At 37.8% G+C, this 18,764-nt stretch carries 17 protein-coding genes; 15 read left to right on the plus strand and 2 right to left on the minus strand.

Features of this window, described 5'->3' with window-relative positions:
- Positions 1 to 371 precede the first annotated feature (371 nt).
- The 10 genes from ABIN91_RS04190 to ABIN91_RS04235 all read left to right on the plus strand — a co-directional run bounded on the left by ABIN91_RS04190 (position 372) and on the right by ABIN91_RS04235 (position 13,215).
- Positions 372 to 1,904 carry a hypothetical protein gene (locus ABIN91_RS04190; RefSeq protein ID WP_348048785.1) on the plus strand — a complete coding sequence of 511 codons (1,533 nt, stop codon included), beginning with the start codon at positions 372 to 374 and terminating at the stop codon, positions 1,902 to 1,904.
- Positions 1,905 to 2,018: 114 nt separating this feature from the next.
- Positions 2,019 to 3,137 carry a hypothetical protein gene (locus tag ABIN91_RS04195; protein ID WP_348048787.1) on the plus strand — a complete coding sequence of 373 codons (1,119 nt, stop codon included), beginning with the start codon at positions 2,019 to 2,021 and terminating at the stop codon, positions 3,135 to 3,137.
- A 28-nt stretch (positions 3,138 to 3,165) separates the two neighbouring features.
- Positions 3,166 to 5,004 carry an O-antigen ligase family protein gene (locus tag ABIN91_RS04200; RefSeq protein ID WP_348048789.1) on the plus strand — a complete coding sequence of 613 codons (1,839 nt, stop codon included), beginning with the start codon at positions 3,166 to 3,168 and terminating at the stop codon, positions 5,002 to 5,004.
- Positions 5,005 to 5,186: 182 nt separating this feature from the next.
- Positions 5,187 to 6,008: a hypothetical protein gene (locus ABIN91_RS04205; RefSeq protein WP_348048791.1), complete on the plus strand. Its 822-nt coding sequence runs from the start codon at positions 5,187 to 5,189 to the stop codon at positions 6,006 to 6,008.
- Between the two features lie 1,045 nt (positions 6,009 to 7,053).
- Positions 7,054 to 8,283 (plus strand): site-specific integrase, encoded by a 1,230-nt coding sequence (locus ABIN91_RS04210; RefSeq protein ID WP_348048793.1) that lies wholly within the window; start codon positions 7,054 to 7,056, stop codon positions 8,281 to 8,283.
- 251 nt (positions 8,284 to 8,534) lie between these two features.
- Positions 8,535 to 9,689, plus strand: coding sequence for a TlpA disulfide reductase family protein (locus ABIN91_RS04215; protein WP_348048799.1), 1,155 nt, complete (start codon positions 8,535 to 8,537; stop codon positions 9,687 to 9,689).
- Position 9,690: 1 nt separating this feature from the next.
- Positions 9,691 to 10,641: a hypothetical protein gene (locus ABIN91_RS04220; protein ID WP_348048801.1), complete on the plus strand. Its 951-nt coding sequence runs from the start codon at positions 9,691 to 9,693 to the stop codon at positions 10,639 to 10,641.
- Positions 10,617 to 11,348, plus strand: coding sequence for a HAMP domain-containing sensor histidine kinase (locus ABIN91_RS04225; protein ID WP_348048803.1), 732 nt, complete (start codon positions 10,617 to 10,619; stop codon positions 11,346 to 11,348). Before ABIN91_RS04220 ends, ABIN91_RS04225 begins: the two co-directional genes overlap by 25 nt.
- Complete coding sequence (locus ABIN91_RS04230) at positions 11,335 to 12,030, plus strand: response regulator transcription factor (protein WP_348048805.1); 696 nt, start codon at positions 11,335 to 11,337, stop codon at positions 12,028 to 12,030. The genes ABIN91_RS04225 and ABIN91_RS04230 overlap by 14 nt, the downstream gene beginning before the upstream one ends.
- A 414-nt stretch (positions 12,031 to 12,444) precedes the next feature.
- Positions 12,445 to 13,215: a hypothetical protein gene (locus tag ABIN91_RS04235; protein ID WP_348048807.1), complete on the plus strand. Its 771-nt coding sequence runs from the start codon at positions 12,445 to 12,447 to the stop codon at positions 13,213 to 13,215.
- Positions 13,216 to 13,395: 180 nt separating this feature from the next.
- Here the strand turns inward: ABIN91_RS04235 and ABIN91_RS04240 are convergent, their stop codons facing one another.
- The gene (locus tag ABIN91_RS04240) at positions 13,396 to 13,557 is read right to left on the minus strand and encodes a hypothetical protein (RefSeq protein WP_348048809.1); all 162 of its coding nucleotides are present in this window, start codon (positions 13,555 to 13,557) and stop codon (positions 13,396 to 13,398) included.
- Positions 13,558 to 13,688: 131 nt separating this feature from the next.
- Here ABIN91_RS04240 and ABIN91_RS04245 point away from each other — a divergent pair, with 131 nt between their 5' ends.
- The 4 genes from ABIN91_RS04245 to ABIN91_RS04260 all read left to right on the plus strand — a co-directional run bounded on the left by ABIN91_RS04245 (position 13,689) and on the right by ABIN91_RS04260 (position 16,114).
- A complete protein-coding gene (locus tag ABIN91_RS04245; RefSeq protein ID WP_348048811.1) occupies positions 13,689 to 13,949 on the plus strand; it encodes a helix-turn-helix domain-containing protein in 261 nt (86 codons plus the stop codon).
- Positions 13,950 to 14,227: 278 nt separating this feature from the next.
- Positions 14,228 to 14,632, plus strand: a complete 405-nt coding sequence (gene mobC / locus ABIN91_RS04250; RefSeq protein WP_348048813.1) for a plasmid mobilization relaxosome protein MobC — start codon at positions 14,228 to 14,230, stop codon at positions 14,630 to 14,632.
- The gene (locus ABIN91_RS04255; RefSeq protein WP_348048815.1) at positions 14,607 to 15,593 is read left to right on the plus strand and encodes a relaxase/mobilization nuclease domain-containing protein; all 987 of its coding nucleotides are present in this window, start codon (positions 14,607 to 14,609) and stop codon (positions 15,591 to 15,593) included. The genes mobC and ABIN91_RS04255 overlap by 26 nt, the downstream gene beginning before the upstream one ends.
- Positions 15,590 to 16,114: a hypothetical protein gene (locus ABIN91_RS04260; protein ID WP_348048817.1), complete on the plus strand. Its 525-nt coding sequence runs from the start codon at positions 15,590 to 15,592 to the stop codon at positions 16,112 to 16,114. Before ABIN91_RS04255 ends, ABIN91_RS04260 begins: the two co-directional genes overlap by 4 nt.
- 143 nt (positions 16,115 to 16,257) lie before the next feature.
- On the opposite strand, the gene ABIN91_RS04265 is transcribed toward ABIN91_RS04260, so the two are convergent.
- Positions 16,258 to 16,650: a helix-turn-helix transcriptional regulator gene (locus tag ABIN91_RS04265; RefSeq protein ID WP_348048819.1), complete on the minus strand. Its 393-nt coding sequence runs from the start codon at positions 16,648 to 16,650 to the stop codon at positions 16,258 to 16,260.
- 138 nt (positions 16,651 to 16,788) lie between these two features.
- Between ABIN91_RS04265 and ABIN91_RS04270 the strand changes: the two genes are divergently transcribed.
- The gene (locus ABIN91_RS04270; protein WP_348048821.1) at positions 16,789 to 18,231 is read left to right on the plus strand and encodes a HEPN domain-containing protein; all 1,443 of its coding nucleotides are present in this window, start codon (positions 16,789 to 16,791) and stop codon (positions 18,229 to 18,231) included.
- The last annotated feature ends 533 nt before the right edge of the window (positions 18,232 to 18,764 follow it).

The raw sequence follows: 18,764 nt of genomic DNA on the forward strand, positions 1-18,764 counted from the left end.
TAAATAGAAGTTAATCAGGCCCATACCGATTTTGTTTAATTTCATCCTAAATAATTTTATTTTGTTGCTAATTGGTATTTTTACGGATACAGCTTTGATCCTTAGTAACTTCAGGAGGAAAATGGTACACTAATCCTCATTATTACATTCTGAGAAAGCCTCTTCGCTCTCCAGTTGTAGAAAATTCTAACCTGAATCCTTTCACCATTAAATAAGACGATAGTTACATTTTGTCCCCTGCATTTGAGCCGACAGGCACCGTTTTTCTTATTATTTAAATATCAATTTTATATCGTTTTATACATAGCTGTATTTTATAGGGTATTTGTATAATAAAAATCAATTATCTTTCTTTAATACTATTCATAATAATGAAAATACCCGTATTTTTTATCTTAATATTAGCATCCCTAACCTCTTTTTCGCAGGTCAAAAAAATATATCCCGTTACCGTGGAAGCGGCACTAAAAAAAGCCGGTACAAATCGTAGCGAACTTGAAAAAGCAATAACATTCTATAAAAAAAGCGGCGATCCCTTAAAGTTAAAGGCAACATACTTTTTAATTGCCAACATGGATATCCACTACTCTCTGGATTATTATTGGACAGATAGTCTTGGGCACAAAATAGCCTTTGACGAACTTGCTTACCCTAATTTCGAAACTGCACAACAAGCACTTGAAAGCCTTAAAAGTAAAACACCGGGGATGATTGCCCAGCCAGTGGTTTTAGAAGATATTAAAAACATTAAAGCTGCTTATCTCATCTCAAATGTCGAAAACGCTTTCCGTAAATGGCAGGGTGCCTTAACGCAAAAAGTATCTTTCAAAGACTTTTGCGAATATATTTTACCTTATCGGGTAACTGTCGAGCCGCTTCAAAATTGGCGCACGATTTACGAGGGAAGGTTTAAATGGGTAAGTGATAGTCTGAAAGTGACAAGTATGGATAAAACCCTCTATTATCTTTCAGCCAATTGCCAAACTTGGTTTACCGACACCTGGGGCAAAGAAAAACGCGATGAACCGCTGCCAAGGCTTGGCGCGCTGCAATTGCTTTTGCGAAAAAAAGGCGCGTGTGAAGATATTACGGCGCTACAGGCATTCATATTGCGCTCACAGGGTATTCCGGTATCATACAATGCAATTCCTTACTGGGCAACATCGACCGGTTCGCATTACTTCAATACCGTTTTCAATGCCGATGCCAAGGCCATCCAGTACGATGCTCCAAATACAACGTCTCCAGTGAATTACAAATCACCCCGTGAACCATCTAAAGTGCTCAGGTTAACCTATTCAAAACAACCAGGCACGTTGGCAGCTTTCTATGAGTCTGAAAAGATACCTGAGGGCATTATGCGCACCCAAAACTATATCGACATCACCAATGAAATATGGGAGAGTGCTGATGTTAAATGCCCTCAATTCTCATCCGAAAATAAAGTCCCAATTACCTACGCTTGTGTGTTTAGTGGTGGCTATTGGCAACCTACCTGGTGGGGTAAAGCAAAAAAAGATTCGGTAACCTTTACAACGATGCCCAAAGGAGTGGTGTATTTACCCGTGTATTACGAAAACAATGATATAATACCTGCCGGTTACCCGGTTGTTGAGGGTTATAACCACGAAATAGTTTTAGCCCCCGATACAGTTAATAAACGGACTATCACTATAAATGAGCAGGAACGATATTTGATTTTCAGACCGGGCAAAAACTATGAACTATATTACTGGGACACAACTTGGAAGCTGACTGGTACCAAAATAGCAGAAAACGGGGCGCATACCTTGCAATTCGAAGGCGTACCGACAAACGTATTGTTTCGCCTGGTACCCGAATACTCACAGGGGTATGAACGACCGTTTATCATAACCGGCGATGGCAACCGGGCCTGGTTTTAATGCTTAATTGTCTAATTCCCTAATAAAACATATCATCCAACCTAAGCCTACAATATGAACAAAACACTGGTAAAAATCGTCATTTGTTGCACTTTGTTGCCTCCCACCTTACTAATGGCCCAAGCGCCGTCAAGGCTTTCGGCAGTGCTGTACTTTGACAAGCAGTTGAAACTAAACACTAGCCAGGTCGACCAGTTCAATCAACAGATCAGCCATCTGAAGGTCTTAAAAACAACCTTGAAACCCGATTCCAATAAATTTATTAACGACCAACTTACCAGTATCCTTAATGCAGACCAATACCGGTCATATATAACTTTCTACCGTCAAACCCGATCAACATATTTGGCTAAATTGGACTGGGGAAAATTAAAAAAGTACGGTTTAGCCAAAGGCTTAGACAGCATGAAGGTTAAAAATGAACTGTACAAATATGAATTTAAAAAAGCGACCGAACTGGAATCTTTAACCGCAAGTCAAAGCAAAGAAGAAATTGATGCCCTGAAAAAGAAAGTAGCAAAGATGAGGCCTGCCTACTTAAACAAAATGGATGTATACAATACTGCATTTATATGGGGCCAGAAGAACTGGCAAATACTAAAGCAATTCCACTTGACCCAGGGTCTCGATAGTACCAGGGTAACTGACGAGTTGTATCATTATGAATTAAAAAAGGCTACGGAATTAAGTTCATTGGGGGCTAGTCAAAACAAGGAACAAATAGACTCAACGAAAGCGAAACTGGATCGGATGCGACCTTCAATACTGCAAAAGATGGATCTGTACAAAGCCGGAATGATCTGGACAAATAAAAACTGGCAATTATTAAAGAATTTCGGTTTAAATAAAGGGGTTGATAGTGCAATTGTAAATCAACAAAACCTGGAGTACGAAGTGAAAAAAGCCATCACTTTCAAAAATATACCAAACAGTGAGGTACCTGTGATAGTAAAAAGGCCAGCCATTTTATTACAACTTGACGTATCCAGAAATACCAAAAGGAAATGGGAACTGATTCAAAAATATGGTTTAGCTACGGGTTTGGATAGTATAAAAATTAAGCAGGAAATTCAGAATTATGAACAAAAGCGGGTTGTGACTATTGAACAGTATTCCATTAGTTTATCCGAGAAAGATGCCTTGGCCAGGAATGAGTTGGAAGAAAATAAACCGCAGGTATTAAAAGACCTGGACAGGGCCGTTCAATCGGCAATTAAAACTGAAAAATTCTAAGTGATAAATGCATCAAATTATAAACCCAATGCTACTTTCATTTAGAGTTATTTATAACAAGTTATACCTCTATTTAATTCTACTTATTTTGGGGTGTGCCCTTTGTCACACATTCGTCAAACCAGAAAATATAAAATGGCCTTATATCAACGGCCCTCGCTTAGAGTTTTATTTCTCATGCTTATGCTTGGTGATTTTTAGTTTGTGCTTATTTGTAAAATTCCGGCCGATAAACAAAATAAAGATAAATCTGATTGATATTCTATTGTCATTAAGTCTAGTATATATTATCGTTGTAAGGTATTTTTCCCATTTATACGTGCTTACAGATAAAGTTTTTTTAATTTTTTGTTTAACAATATTGTATCTATTTCTTACAAGATATATATCCACCATAAATAGGCAAACAAGAAAATTATTTTATTTCGGTTTTGCCATTTTAATTCTTTTATCCGTCTTTTCAAGTCTCTGTTTGGGGATTTTTCAGAAAATAGGTTTATTAGAATCAAACGGTTTTTATTTTAAAATTACAGGACAGTTTGACAATCCCGCAAAATATTCTCTCTATCTGAGTTCTTGCTTTCCATTTATTTTAACAATATTGTTGTTCTTTCCTAAAAAATGGCTTTTCGCTCAGTTGATTCCTGTTTCTTTGACAATAGTAATTATCTCCGTATTTATTGTAGCCCTGACATGCTGTCGCTCTTCTTGGCTTGGGCTCATTGTTTCGACCATTTTTTTGATATTTGTCAGATTCAATTTGAAGATAACATTTCTTACCACTGGGATTTTGTTGCCAATTATTTGTTTATTGGTGTTTTTTTCGTTGAAATTTAAACAAGACTCAGCATTTGGTAGGCTTACGATATGGAAAGTAAGTTATAATATGATAAAACGCCAGCCAGTTCTTGGTATAGGCTACGGTGATTTTGAAAATCAATATAACAAATACCAAGCAAGTTACTTTTCTGAGAGTAACCAAGATAAGCGTGAGGTGCTTTTAGCGGATACTGTGCGCTTTGCTTTTAACGACTTTTTGCAAATCTTTTGTGAGCAGGGCTTTGTTGGACTATTTCTCTTTACTTCTTTGATAATTGTTTCCTTAAGGGTTAAGAAAATTTATCAAATATCTGATAAAACTAGTCAATTGTTATTAATTGGCTCTGTTTCTGGCCTAATATCAATAATATTTAGCGGTTTGTTTTCTTATAGTTTTAGCAGCTTGTCGGGGCAATGTATGTTTTATATTTATTTAAGTCTTATCAGTAGTGTAGTATTGATATATCAACCACTGATAGTTTTCCCAATTCGATATCATTTTCTTTTGCTTGCTTTTTTTTTGTTTGATATAAGTCTAATAATATTTTTATATGGACAACTATCTAAGCAGTTTTTTGCATACAAAAAATGGGCTGAGCCAGTTTTATATATTGATACTTGGCAAGAGCTACAACAGTTATACCCAATACTAAATCAAGATCATGAATTCATAGAAGAATATACTAGTCTTTTGATTAAAGATCGTAGATATAAAGAAGCCATGGCGGTTTTGAAAGAAAGTGAACCTCTTTTTATAAAGCCCATCCTTTATATCAATTTGGGTAAATGTTATTATGCGAATCGACAATTAATGGAAGCTGAAAAATGTTTTATGACTTCGGTTAATATGATACCAAATCGTTTTGAGAGTAGGTTAAACTTAGCACAGTTTTTTTTCGATTCTGGTGAGTTTATTAAATGTGAGGCTATTTCAAATCGAATCATTATTGAAAAACCTAAAATACCATCTTATGCTATAATCGCTATCAAAGAAAGAGCTACGATGCTAAAAGCATTATGTGAAAATCGTCTTCATCGATGGCATTGAGAAACTAATACTTCAAAATATTTAACTAAAAAAAGGAGGTACCAGCAACATAATCTACGAACATTAGCCTATGATTCAGACTTAGATAGGTCTAAATAGGTCGCGTTAAAATCATTTATCCATTTAACAGCGAATAGCTTAATCGCATATTGGCCAATTATTTAATTACAAACCTAATCATCATGAAAAAAACTCTTTTATTTTTACCCTTAATTGTTATTATTTTAGTGATATTCACTAAGTGTAAACACGATAGTATCAACAAAACTCAAGACAACGCTTTACAACCGGAAACCCTATCATTAATAAGTTTAAAACTTGGTGCAAATCCACAACTATCTGCGTTCTCAAAAAATTTCGGCTTATCCGACATTAATACAAACCAGGCCGATAGCGGCAAACTTGTATTAAAATTAAAGGGAAAAGCTGTAAACGTAAATGGAAACAGAGTGAATTTGTCGGACGACCTTATTGAAATCAGTACATTAATCCGGGGAGAACAATTTTTGATAAAAGACAATAAAAGGCATTCATATTTTAAGTTCAACTTAAAAACTAACCAAGGGAGTATTGCCATCCATGACAAAGTTTTTCCTGTTAATGATGCATATAAAGTACAATCATTGAATGCTGGGGAAAAGCTTGAATATTTGAAGCTCATAGTTCTGGCAGTAGAAGTATTTGATAAAGGTCAAATAAAAAGGACCGCAACGGAATGGAACACAAATCAAAAGACGGCAAATAGATATGATAGTAACGGCAAAATTTCTACATCTGAAACAACAACGTCTTGTTACAGATATAATTTCACTGTCGAATTTTCAAAGGCCGCGGCGTTGGATCAAGCCGGAAAGGATGAAATCATATTTTTGCGAAATCATCGTGATTGTAGAAAAGTTGGCGAAATTGACGTCACATGCGCATTCACATTTACCCCATGTATAGCAACAAATACATTTACGTGCAATGGTGCAACATGTGATCTCGGAGTAATAACAGAATAAAAACTTAAAATTTAATATATGCTAAATTTTATTAACCTAGGAAGAGACTATGCCTGTCTAATGGGTATAATGATTGACTTTTACATAGTGCTGGTTATATTGAGTTGTATCCATGTTCTTGTAAGGAAAAAGTTGCTTTTCATCGAGCAAATAAGCTATTGTGTAATAATTATTGTTTTGCCAGTTTTTGGTATGATTTTATATGCCGTAAAGAATTATCGGGCTAAACATATCGAACAAGTCAAGGTTTAAAACACGTTATTTAACTAATGGCTCACTTTGGAGAAACTAGAGCAAAAGGAAATTAACGAAAGAATCGACAAAGCTTCCTAAAGGATTTGAAGGTAAAGCTAGGAGCACTAGCTGGTAATGTCCATTCAGGTGAGGAGGTGTATGTTTTAAACTTACCGTTGATGGTACCACTTATGAATTTTATATATTGTGGAACCAAAGACAAGGGCTTGCTAAAAGAAGGAAATTTTTCAGGATTAGAAATACTCGTTTATTATGCAGATTTTTATAGCAAAAAAATAACAGAGCAGGCCCCTCTTAAATTGTTGTCTAAGAAACAGACTAATCTGAATTGTATTTGCATAACCTAAAAAAGATCGTTATTTTTGTGTCATTCGCTGTTAAAGAGTATGTGAGTAAAACAGTGAGTAGTTCTAAAAAGTCTTTATCATCTTATTGATATATAGTTATTTGCGGAAAGGATCAATCGTCCTGCCATCCCGACGAAAGCGATACCAATCGAGTCGAAAACCCCTTAAATCGTATGATTTAAGGGGTTTTTCTTTTTATTTCAACCCAAGTTATTCAAGTAAAACCAAAGAAAATGAGACCTATTCGGTTACCCATTTTAAATTCTTACGTTTGGGTCACCGAAAACATTGTAATATGTTGATAGTCAGTTAATTGATTGGTTTATTTTGACGTATTTTTATGCGGTTTGATGCCTATTTTTAATCAAATCGGTGCCCCTTTTTCAAGGGACATATCAAAACAGTCAAAACCATGCTTTTGGAAATTATTAATTGAAATAGCTATGAGTACCACAAACAACACCTTTGGCGTTGCTTTTTACCTTAAAAAGCAAAAGACCACCCAAGCTGGAAAATCACCGATTTATGCCCGCATTACTGTAAACGGCAAGCGCATCGAAATTTCTGTTAAACGCTCTATTGAGGAAAATAACTGGAACGCTACTAAAGGAATGGCAAAGGGAAGCCGGGAAGAAATCGTTAAACTGAATAAGTACCTTGACCAATTTAAGGCCGGAATTATTGACAGCTACCAACAGCTTTTATTGCAGAAGAAATTTATCACCGCAGAACTCTTAAAAGAAAAAGTTACCGGGGGCGACCAGGCCGAGTTTACATTATGCAAATTAATGGAGTATCATAATTCCGATCAGGGGCAGCTATTGGAGCCAGGCACGATGAAGAACTATTATACAACGCAGAAGTATATTAAAGAGTTCATCAAAGAACGGTTTAAGACGAGTGATAAATACCTGTCCGAGTTAAGTTACAAGTTTATTACAGACTTCGAGTACTATTTGCGCAATAGAACGCCGGAGAAAGGCCAAAAAGGCCTGAATAACAACGGCCTGATGAAACACATTGAAAGGTTTTGCAAGATGATCAATCTTGCTGTACGACTGGAATGGATTGACCGCAATCCCTTTCACGCTTACCAGTTAAAATTTGATAAGGTAGAACGGGAATACTTAACCAAAGACGAATTGGCAAGGATTGAAGCAAAGAAATTCAACATTGTACGGTTGCAGGTAGTTCAAGACCTTTTTATTTTCAGTTGCTACACTGGACTGGCGTATAGTGATGTGTTTAATCTAACACCAGCTAACCTGATCGAAAAATCCAAGAATAACATTTGGATTGCGACCAACAGGCAGAAAACAAACGAACCGGTAAGAGTGCCATTATTGCCTAAAGCATTAGCGATCATTGAAAAGTATAAAGGTCATCCGCAGGCATTGGCCGAGGGGAAAGTATTGCCGACATTGAGCAATCAAAAGCTAAACAGTTATCTAAAGGAAATAGCTGATACGTGTGACATAACTAAGCCACTTACCTTTCATATAGCCAGGCATACATTCGCTACTACGGTAACGTTAACCAATGGCGTGCCGATAGAAACAGTAAGTAAGTTGTTAGGACATAGCAAACTAACTACAACTCAAATATATGCTAAGGTAGTAGAGAGTAAATTAAGTGATGATATGGAACAACTAAAAAAAAGATTGCAGGCATAGCAATTGTTCAACGATTGATATACAAACTCCCGCTCTTTCGGTGGCGCCGGCCTTGTATTATTAAAGATTAAATTGAGAATTAAAATGAGCTATACATATGTTAACGTTCCTTAATACGTTTGTGCCTGGCAATGCCATATAGTACTTTTGGAAAACTAAACAATAATAAAATGAAGGTATTTTTTTTAACGCTGTTAAGCATCGCTTTTTCATCAATTTGCAAATGCCAGGTAAAATCAGTTGAGCATAAAATGTACGAGTATAAAACATCAGGTAGTGGTGTCGATACTATAGGTGGGAATATCACAGGCATCCTTGAAAAAATTAATGAAACCGTAAGCAATATTCACTCGGGCGAGTATAAGTTACATGATACCTATGTGTTATTGAACGTGGGCGAAGATACCACCATCCGTAAAGAAAATATTTCTTATCATCTGTTTGAAAGAGTTAGTGCAGATACCTTGATAGGCTATAACATAGCCTGCCTTACACCAGATAATGAGCAAATTTATAATGGAACGTCATTGTACGAGAATGCCTATAAAAAATTGACTGTGGTTGATGCTGCAAAGTTTCCAGCTCAAATCAAACGTTATAGCTCAAGTATGGCTTTTATGCCTTTTATGCAGGAAGCTAACAATATGATGCAAAATTATAAAACGCATAATAACCCCATTGCTTTAATTGGATACGAGGTTGTTGAGGGTGAAAAATGCCTTAAAGTACAGTTAGGCAAAACAACCGATCCATCTTACGTGCAATATTGTATTTCTACAGTGTCTTATTTACCTATTAAATCAACCATTATTTTAACCCACATAAACAACAATGCTATACGAATACAAACTTTTAATGATTGGGTTACCGATGTTAAGCTTAATACAGAAATAGGAGATGACCGTTTCTCGAAAAGCGCTCTATCTGCATACAATAAAGAAGAACACTTTACAGAGGAAATAGACAGGCCATCCAAACTATTGCCCTTAGGTTCAATTGCCCCAGATTGGCAGTTACCTACACTAAATAATAAAAGCATTAAGCTAAGCAAACTTGCTAATAAAATTGTTATTATGGATTTTTGGTTTAAAGCTTGTGTGCCGTGCCAACAGCAAATGATTGATCTGGAAAAACTATATACAAGATATGATAAAAGCGATGTAGTTTTTGTTGGAGTAAATACCGTAGACGATCCAATAAAAGATAAATTGAATTTATTTTTAAGTAATCGTAAAATAACCATGCCATCGGTATATAATGGTAAAAAAATTGAATCTTTATATCGTGCCTATTCATGTCCTGTTTTATATATTATCAATAAGGATGGTAAAATACTTTACTCCCAAGATGGCTTTTCAGAAACAATGGTTAATGATGTCAGCAAAATAATAGAGCAGCATTTATAGTATGAGATCAAAGATCAGGAACGTTGTAATTTTAATGAGCTTTGCTATTGCAGGAATATTATTTCTGCAAACTGTTTGGCTTATTAATAAATATAAACTTAGTCGGGAAAAAGCTAAAGTTGATATACAGAAGATCCTGGATAAGGCTGTGACTGAGCACAACGAAAAAAAGGCAGCGCAATTCAAAATACTGTTAAAGCAGTATATAAGATCGGACACAGATTTTATATACCACATACTTCATTGGCAAAGTAATACAGGTGTTTATCATACTGGTGCCGAGTTGGGCATTACAGGTAAAGGCACAGATCCCCACATGTTTGCTTATGCTGTATACCCAATAGCTGCTGGGGATACAATAGCGATAAAAAAAAATCCCTACGCTTATTTGATCAAAAGAATAAACGGTTTTACACTTGATGAATTAAAACCTTTGTATAGTGCATTAACTTATAAAAATAGGTATAGCACAAAACAAAAAACCCCTATAGAACAACGTCTAAAGCAATTATTTGATGAACGTATAGATAGCGCCCTTTTGAAAAAAATTCTCGAAAAGGATTTTTTAAGTAATGGGATGTTGTTTAACGGGACAGTAAGATTTTATAATAATATAATATCATTCGGAGAAACACATAATAACTTTAAACCGATACCGCATGACGAACAGGTGCAGATCGTTTTTGAATCGCCGTATTTTAAATCATTTGCGCAGCAATTGAATTTAATGCATGAATATATGGACAGTTTAAGCCTAAAAAATGATAGTTTGTATTTAGAGAAATTCATTCAGCAAAACAAATCGGACATATTAAGTGCAGGCTCACCCGGTGTCATAGTGACTGTAAAACTTCCTGCAATCCTTATTGTTCGCCAAATGATTCTTAATATAATGGCATCTGCTATATTACTTATCTTCCTGGGGGCATGTATAGGATATATGTTTATTTGATATTGCAACAGAAAAAATTGGCCGATATTAAAAATGATTTCATTAGCAACATATCGCATGAGCTGAAAACGCCTATTGCCACAACACTGGCCGCTGTGCAGGGCATGCAATATTTTGATGTTTTAAAAGATGATAAAAAAACAGAACAATACTTATCCACCGCCTCAAACGAATTGGAACGGCTGTCTGCGATGGTTACCAAAATATTAAACATTTCTATATTTGAAAGTGCTGATTTTACACTGAACCCGACTGAGTTTAATTTAAAAGAGTTAATTGAAAGCATTATAGCCTCACAAGAAATAAGACAGGAAAAGCCTATTAGCTTAACTCTAAACTATTTAGCTGCCGAAACTGTATTTGCGGACAAAACACACCTATATAATGTAATAATTAATTTGATAGATAACGCTATAAAATACTCTGCCGATAAGGTAACTATCAGTATCGACTGTATGAATATACCCAAAGGTATAAAATTGAGCATACAGGATGATGGACCGGGTATAGCGCAAGAGTATCAAAAAAATGTTTTTGATAAGTTTTTCCGGGTGCCTAATCCCAATGATCATAGCGTAAAAGGGTATGGTTTGGGACTAAACTATGTAAAGCATATCATAGAGAAACATGGAGGTACAATTGCTATAAAAAGCGATGATACCGGAAGTATATTTATTATAAAACTATCGCAGTATGCACCCTTATAAAGTTTTGTTGATAGAGGACGAGTTAGCTATGGCACTTATTATTAAAGACAGCCTGGAAAGCAGAGGGTTTACCGTTATCCATAGCCCTGAAGGCAATGCAGCTTATGAGCTTTACATTTCACATAAACCAGATATTTTGATACTGGATGTAATGCTACCCTCTGAAAGCGGACTAAACATAGCGGCCAAAATTCGTATTGAGGATACACGTACACCAATACTATTTTTAACCGCACGCACCATGCCAAGCGATGTGTTTAACGGTTTTAAAGTAGGAGGAAATGGCTACTTAAAAAAGCCTTTTGATATGGAAGAGCTTATTATACGTTTAAAAGTACTTTTAAACCAGGACAGGTTATTGACAGTTGAAAATTCAACAATAGATATAAGCATCGTTGACATAGGTGAATTTAGTTTTAACATAAGGCAAAACACATTAATGCACCGGGGTATAGTAAAAAAGCTTACAGCTCGTGAAAGTGAAGCCTTAAAGATATTATATCAATACAGAAGCCAACTGCTAACCCGTAAAGCTTTTTTAATGCAGATATGGGGCGATGATGATTTTTTTAGTTCACGCAGCTTGGATGTTTATATTTCTAAACTTCGAAAATATTTAAAAGCAGACCCCAATATTCAAATAATTAACCATCGTGGGTTTGGATATAAGTTAATCTGTTAATGATTACAGCATGACAAAACGTTGCTCAGATACCAAACCTGAAAGTGTTGCATACACGCTAACAAATATCTCATTAGTTCTGCCAAAAACCAAAATCATACCTCTAGCATTGTAGCATATGATAGGAATTTATAACCGAACCATTCCCAACAAGTATTTTAAACCACACGAGGCTTTTGACCGCCATTCCCATAAATAGGATATTGGTGTTTTTATTGGCTTAAAGAAAGGCTATGGAGTACCTATAGAAACTGTAGTAAATTGTTGGCACATAGCAAACTGACAACAACGCAAATTTATGCTAAGGTGGTGGAGAGTAAATTAAGTGATAATATGGCGCATATTAAGTAAGCGATTACAAGATCGCTATTATATTTTTAACTAATGCTTAAATTTGGATAAAAGCTTGTACCCATGAAAGCCCAATCCAAAGAATACTTCAAACCCTGCCTGCGTTTCAAACGCCGGGAACACCCCTACGACATCGGCATGCCTTTCTCATGGTGGCCGGGCCATTATGACCGTCATTTCCTAAATAACCTGTACGAACGGGATACCAGCGAGTTTGATGAGTTTTACCATTATCACCTGGCCCATTTCCTGAAAGTCAATTCAGGCGACGAAGAACCGGAGTTTTTCCGTCATGTATGGGATATTGTTCATGATGGTATCGCCAAATTAATCGATGACGATGATGTCAGTTCCAAGGCCAAACACCACCGAACCAACAAGCATAAATTACATTTACGCGCTTTCGTCAGTTACCTGGATAGTATTGACGGGTTTAATGCCCGCCCCTCACATATCATCATTGCGGAAAAAGATACCATGATTGCCCGCCAACAGCAACAGATCGCAGACTACCAGCAGCAATTAGAGGAATTGAACAAATTGGAAGTTAAGCAAAAGATCATGATCGAGGAAGATCACCTGCCTACCTTAATTCATCTTTTGCAGCAATTGATCGACCAGACTTTACCTTCCGGCAGGTTTTTCCTGAAATGCGACAATACCAGTCCCTATTACAAAATGGTTAGTAAATACTTTTCAAAAGGGGGCAGTTCTATTTCCAAAGAAACGGTCAAGAACTATTTCGGTGATAAGAAAAAAAACATACAGCCAAAAACGCCCATCCCCAAAGACAAAAAACTGTTTAAGATCGTTCCGGTTGACCCCGAACCCTGATCTTTTTTCTTTAGCCGGATAACCCTATATCCGTTTCCGCTTCTTACAGCCGTGTTCATATCCTGCATATGACCATCACGATCTGATGGTCATTGTTTCGCCTGTTTTCCGTTTTATCATTGCCCCGTCGAATCAATAAAGAAACGGAGGTACGAAATGGAAGCAACAATTTCCAGACTATTAAAAATCATTCAAATGGATAAGGCCGTTGGGCCATATCCGTCCAGCCTGTACGCGGCTGTCCTGACCTGTTGGCAGGAACAAGGCTGCCGGGAAACAACGCGGGTCCGCCGAAGTGTCCTGATGCCGCTTTCCGGTATTCGCTCTTTTGCCACCTATCATAAATGTCTCAGGGCATTAGTTGAGCGGGGCTATATCAGCTATGAGCCGTCACACAATAACCGGCTGGCCAGTCAGATAACCCTGCCGGACAATCATTCATTACAAATAAACAAAAGCAAAGGAGGCGAAAGATGAACATCGAATTTATCACGAAAGATGATATACGGAGGATTGAGAATTTATTAGGCGAGATCAAGGGGCTTATAAAACCCGGCCAGGGACAAAGTAAACAATGGCTGAAAAGTTATGAGGTCAGGAAGCTGCTAAACATTTCGCCCGGCACCTTACAGAATTTACGGGTCAACGGAACACTCCGTTATACCAAGATCGGCGGCCTGCTTTACTACAAGTTAGAGGACATAGAAAAGCTATTGGAGGGCAACGTCAGGTGAGGGAAAAAAGTAGCTCCGATGCGAAGCATCGGAAAAGCAACGGGCGAAAACCAAGGCGAAGCTTTGGTAAAAGGCGGTACAGCATACCGCTTGCGGTATAGCTGTATAGATGTCTATACCGGCCGGAGGCCGTTAACAAAAGGCCCTTGCCGATAAGAAGCAAGTTTGTGTCTTTGTTGCCACAAAGACCTCCCGGATGTCTGCGACACCGGGCAAACTTGCCTTTTGCGCCCGATGGTTGCAACAGGGAAAAATTAGAGAAAGTAAGGAGGTAACAGATGGAAGCGATAGAAAATAACACTAATAACAAACAAACAGCTGAGCCAAAAAACAAAGGCGGTGGGCCGAAGAAAAGGGTCAGACGTGACTTAATCATGCGCATCAGAATGACAGCGACCGAGCGCTTTTATATTGACAGTAAAGCGAAGACTGCCGGAATGCGTTCAAGCAGTTGGATAAGGGCAGCGGCTAAAAGTGCAAAGATAGTTCCGCGATTAACTAATGAAGAGCGGCGCATCCTTTGGATGCTTGCCGAGTTGGCTAACAATCTTAATCAGCTAACTAAGCTTGCGCATCAACTTGGAATATTAACGGTAGCGCGGGACTGTAATAAAATTTTGAACGAGATAGATGTTACGCTAAAACACCTCAATAACAATGATAGGGAAAGTGATAACGGGTAAAAGCTTTGGCGGGTGTATCCGATATGTAGTACAAAAGCATGCTGCGGTTATACTGGATGCCGCAGGTGTAAGAATGCAGCAAGTTAATCAAACCATCAGCGATTTTAACCTGCAAAGAAAATACAACCCGGATTTAGGAAAGGCAGTTGGTCATATTGCCCTAAACTGGAGCGTAAATGATCTTGACAAGCTTAACGATGAAGTAATGGTAAATATGGCGAAAGAATATCTTCAAAGAATGAAGATACAGGACACACAGTATTTAATTGTTAAGCACCGGGATAAAGAACACCCGCATATTCACATCGTTTATAACCGCGTAAGCAACAATGGTGAAACCATACCGGACAAATTTCAAAAGAAGCGAAATGTACAGGTAGCAAAAGAATTAACCATAAAGCACGGCTTTTACATGTCGCCGGGTAAAGAAAAGGTCAATCGGCAGCAGCTTAAAGGGGACGATAAGATCAAATATGAATTATTCGATGCGATAAAGGCGGTCAGCAAAAAAGTAAAAAATATCAATGAGCTAAAGCAAGTATTGGCTAAGCAGGGTATTGTTACCCAATTTAAATACAAAGGCGGCACTACCGAAGTGCAGGGCATCAGTTTCAGCAAGGGCGAGTATAGGTTTAAAGGATCAGAGATTGACCGGAGTTTGAGTTACTCAAAGCTTAGCCAAGCCATAGAGCAACAGCAGGCTAAACCGGAAAAGAGTTTAGCGGATCAGTTAAGGGAAGTAATAGAAAACGCAAAGCAGGAAAGCGAAAGTCAGGACAAGACTGAACAAACCAATTATTTGAAGCCGGAGCCGGAAACCGATTATTTACGGCAATCACTATCAGCGGGAGCAGATTTATTAGGTGGCTTGCTTAGCAATATAGCCGACGATGACGATAGCCCGGAAAGAAGGCGACGGAAGAAAAATGAACAACAACAAAGCAGGGGAATATCAAGATGAAAGAGATAGAAGAACTAAGCCAAAGGATGGATAGCAACGATGAGATTGTGGACAGCCTGGTGAAAAAGAATACAGAGATGGAAAAGCAGGTAGCAAAAATTGCTACAAATCCAATTCCTGATTATTCAATAGCGATTAATACTATACTTACAGAGGTAAGGGGAATTAAGCAGGACATCAAACGGAATGACGAGTTGACCTTGCTTAAACAGATCTATGAAAAATTGAGCAAGGTGCCAACATCTGCCACTAAACAATTACGCATTTTATTGTTCCCCGAAACCAACCAGGGCCAGTACTATAAAATAGTATTTGGCAGGCTTATTCCCTGGGGAATGTGCTTGGTCGTTATAACCTACTTATATGCTTTAGGCAGCAAAGCAATTGATGCCTACGGCCACCATAAGGAAAATCAACAGTCAGCCCACTACCAACGGGCATGGATTTATCTAAAGCAAATCGCTAAAAAGAGGACATTGTCAGCTATGGATACCGCTTATGCTAAAACAAATGATAAGTAAGCTCCATGTTAGTTGCGAATCAGCCAGAAAAATAAAGCCCCCTTACACTCGCTGTTTGGGGGCTTAAACCTAAACCTTATCACAATCGGACAAAAGAATTTGTCCTTTTAGATGTCGGCAATTTAATATTTTAAGGCCACTTCTTATTGTTTGCCTTTTATTAATTCATTCTTTTCTTTTTCAGCCTGTAATAACCTTTCGTAAAGTTCAACTATTTTTTCAACAGTATTAAATGTTGGCTGGTAGTTCAAAGAACTGGCGATTAAAGTCGAATTATCGCTACTGGTGTTATGAAATGTATTTGAAATAATATTGAAGATGGCTTCTTCTGTAAAAGCCTTAATGGCTTCAGAAGATAGCCCCAAGATTTTAGCAATCTTTTCTAAAGCCTCCCCGTCAACATCTGCACTCTGCTCAATTTTCGACACGGCTTGTTGGCTTATACCTAATTCAGAGGCAAGAGTTTCTTGCTTCATTCCTTTTAATTCACGAATCTTGCTGATTTTTCTGCCGATATGTAAGGTTGGTTCTGCCATAAGTCAAATGTATTGTTAAAATGTAAATGTACAAAACAACGGCTTTATTGTAAAGTACAATCGCCTATGGTTCGGTACGGTAATGTTTTGCTATTCTTTTGTTTTGCCGGTTAATGGAGGCCGGTAAAAAAGAGCATTATGAACAACGCGCCTTATGCACCCTGGGAACATTACCCTAAAACACTTCGCCATTACGAAATTGAGAATCCGATGTCTGTAGTTGTTGATTTCTTTAGTGCGGATTCTGTAAAAGGCCACGGAAAGCGGTTAAAAAAGTGGCGCTATTATGTAGTAAACGATGAGCATTATGACGAAGATCGTCACGGCCCTGGTATATTGCTTTTTGTATATGACCTGAATTTAAAAATTTTGGAGGCGATGTACCTGCTCTTAGTCAATTATAAAAGATTCTCTTACCAACAAGATAAGGTTACCGAGGAACAATTGGAGGAAGAAAAGGGACTTTGGGAATACTATCCTGAAAATCTCTCCCTGAAAGAACAGCTTGAACCCTATAAGGCAGTTAAGAAAGTCTTCAAAAAAATCACACCTCAAGAATACAGGGATCAGTTACATGAATGGTCACATGTAGCCCTTTACAATAACGCAGATGTCGAATCCTTATATGCAGGTGAGGTAATCAATGTTTACGAAAATTTAATCAAGCTGTACTCTGCAGCATGGCTAATTTTTCAACGCGAAAGTAGTCGTCCACAACTTAAGCGGAGCATACTTGAAAATAGTTTAAACGAAACATCCACCGAACCAATCGCACTACGAACAATAAGCCCTGAACCAACAGCGGCCGAAAAATTGGCATTGGAAGAAATTAAAAATCTGATATTAAAATGCTGCCCGCGGGTTCAAATGATCGTTCATTTAGGTACACATGCCAAGCCGTTTACATTTTACCTGCTTATTCTTATTAACGATGATGAAAAAACACCGGAGCATGAAGTCAGTAATAAGATAGAAGACAATTGCCAGTACCTTGCTCATGTACATGCCATAGTCCATAAGGCAAGCAGCGCAAAAGAAGGCTTAAATATTGGCAGGCGTTTTTGGTCGACCGTCATGGAAAAGGGATTTGTTTTATATCAATCCCCTGAATTAATATTACCCCCTCACCAGGAAATAACTAAGGAGGTACTATTAGAAAGAGCAGAGTTCAATTGGGAAAGGTGGGGTAAACAAGGCCGCGAATTTTTAAGAGGTGCAGAGTTGTATAGGGCTGATAACAATTTCAGGCTTGCAGCATTTCTTTTGCACCAATCCGTTGAAAGTGTTTTAAAAGCAATTATACAAGCAGTTATAGGCTATCGCGTTCAAATGCATAATTTATCGAGGTTGCTAAGGCTTACCTTGTTATTTACGGATGAATTAAAAGACGTTTTTGAACTCAATACAACCGAGGGAGCGCAAGTATATCATTTGTTACAAAACGCCTATTCACAATCACGATATAGCAGTTCATTTGACCCTGATGGAGATTCGGTGAGAATACTATCGAAGCAGGTAACAAAATTCAACCAGCTTGCAGAAAGAGTTTACAAGCAATATATAGATGATATTAAGTGTTGAAAGCCTCAGAGGTATGGGCAGGTGGGCACTTGTTCGCTTTGCCTTACTTCTGAAAAATGGTTTACGATAAAGAAAGTACTGCCAGACCCCTAAGCAGCATGGCGGGCGGTTGATTTTAATCGTCCGGCTTTGCTGCTAAAAGCAAGATGACACGTACACCCGTTGGAACCATGCAGCTACGGCAGGCGGCTTCATTGCACCTCGCGCTACCGCGCCGGGTTTCATTGCGCCGTCAGCCTCGCTGCCGCTGGCAGGAGTGTTATTCGTTCCTCATTACACACCTGCTTTTCCCATCACTCAATATTATATATCCCATTTCACCGCGTGCGGCAAAATTACCGACCGGCAGCTGAAATGTAAAGGCTATACAAGCGAAGCATTTTAATTTGTTTTTTAGCGGTGCTTCGGCCTTGACATTTCACCCGCCTTGCGCTTTTGGTGCCTAAGCGTTGTAAATGCGATGGTGCGTAAAAAGAATACCCATGCTTATACAACCAAATTGTAATTAAGCCTAATTTTCAGTGTTACATTAA

The organism is Mucilaginibacter sp. (assembly GCF_039921305.1).
GTDB lineage: Bacteria > Bacteroidota > Bacteroidia > Sphingobacteriales > Sphingobacteriaceae > Mucilaginibacter.

Excerpts from the sequence above, each read along its gene's own strand:
- ABIN91_RS04190 (WP_348048785.1), top strand. The coding sequence starts at position 372 with ATGAAAATACCCGTATTTTTTATCTTAATATTAGCATCCCTAACCTCT.
- ABIN91_RS04195 (WP_348048787.1), top strand. The coding sequence starts at position 2,019 with ATGGCCCAAGCGCCGTCAAGGCTTTCGGCAGTGCTGTACTTTGACAAG.
- ABIN91_RS04200 (WP_348048789.1), top strand. The coding sequence starts at position 3,166 with ATGCTACTTTCATTTAGAGTTATTTATAACAAGTTATACCTCTATTTA.
- ABIN91_RS04205 (WP_348048791.1), top strand. The coding sequence starts at position 5,187 with ATGAAAAAAACTCTTTTATTTTTACCCTTAATTGTTATTATTTTAGTG.
- ABIN91_RS04210 (WP_348048793.1), top strand. The coding sequence starts at position 7,054 with ATGAGTACCACAAACAACACCTTTGGCGTTGCTTTTTACCTTAAAAAG.
- ABIN91_RS04215 (WP_348048799.1), top strand. The coding sequence starts at position 8,535 with ATGTACGAGTATAAAACATCAGGTAGTGGTGTCGATACTATAGGTGGG.
- ABIN91_RS04220 (WP_348048801.1), top strand. The coding sequence starts at position 9,691 with ATGAGATCAAAGATCAGGAACGTTGTAATTTTAATGAGCTTTGCTATT.
- ABIN91_RS04225 (WP_348048803.1), top strand. The coding sequence starts at position 10,617 with ATGTATAGGATATATGTTTATTTGATATTGCAACAGAAAAAATTGGCC.
- ABIN91_RS04230 (WP_348048805.1), top strand. The coding sequence starts at position 11,335 with ATGCACCCTTATAAAGTTTTGTTGATAGAGGACGAGTTAGCTATGGCA.
- ABIN91_RS04235 (WP_348048807.1), top strand. The coding sequence starts at position 12,445 with ATGAAAGCCCAATCCAAAGAATACTTCAAACCCTGCCTGCGTTTCAAA.
- ABIN91_RS04240 (WP_348048809.1), bottom strand. The coding sequence starts at position 13,557 with ATGATAGGTGGCAAAAGAGCGAATACCGGAAAGCGGCATCAGGACACT.
- ABIN91_RS04245 (WP_348048811.1), top strand. The coding sequence starts at position 13,689 with ATGAACATCGAATTTATCACGAAAGATGATATACGGAGGATTGAGAAT.
- mobC (WP_348048813.1), top strand. The coding sequence starts at position 14,228 with ATGGAAGCGATAGAAAATAACACTAATAACAAACAAACAGCTGAGCCA.
- ABIN91_RS04255 (WP_348048815.1), top strand. The coding sequence starts at position 14,607 with ATGATAGGGAAAGTGATAACGGGTAAAAGCTTTGGCGGGTGTATCCGA.
- ABIN91_RS04260 (WP_348048817.1), top strand. The coding sequence starts at position 15,590 with ATGAAAGAGATAGAAGAACTAAGCCAAAGGATGGATAGCAACGATGAG.
- ABIN91_RS04265 (WP_348048819.1), bottom strand. The coding sequence starts at position 16,650 with ATGGCAGAACCAACCTTACATATCGGCAGAAAAATCAGCAAGATTCGT.
- ABIN91_RS04270 (WP_348048821.1), top strand. The coding sequence starts at position 16,789 with ATGAACAACGCGCCTTATGCACCCTGGGAACATTACCCTAAAACACTT.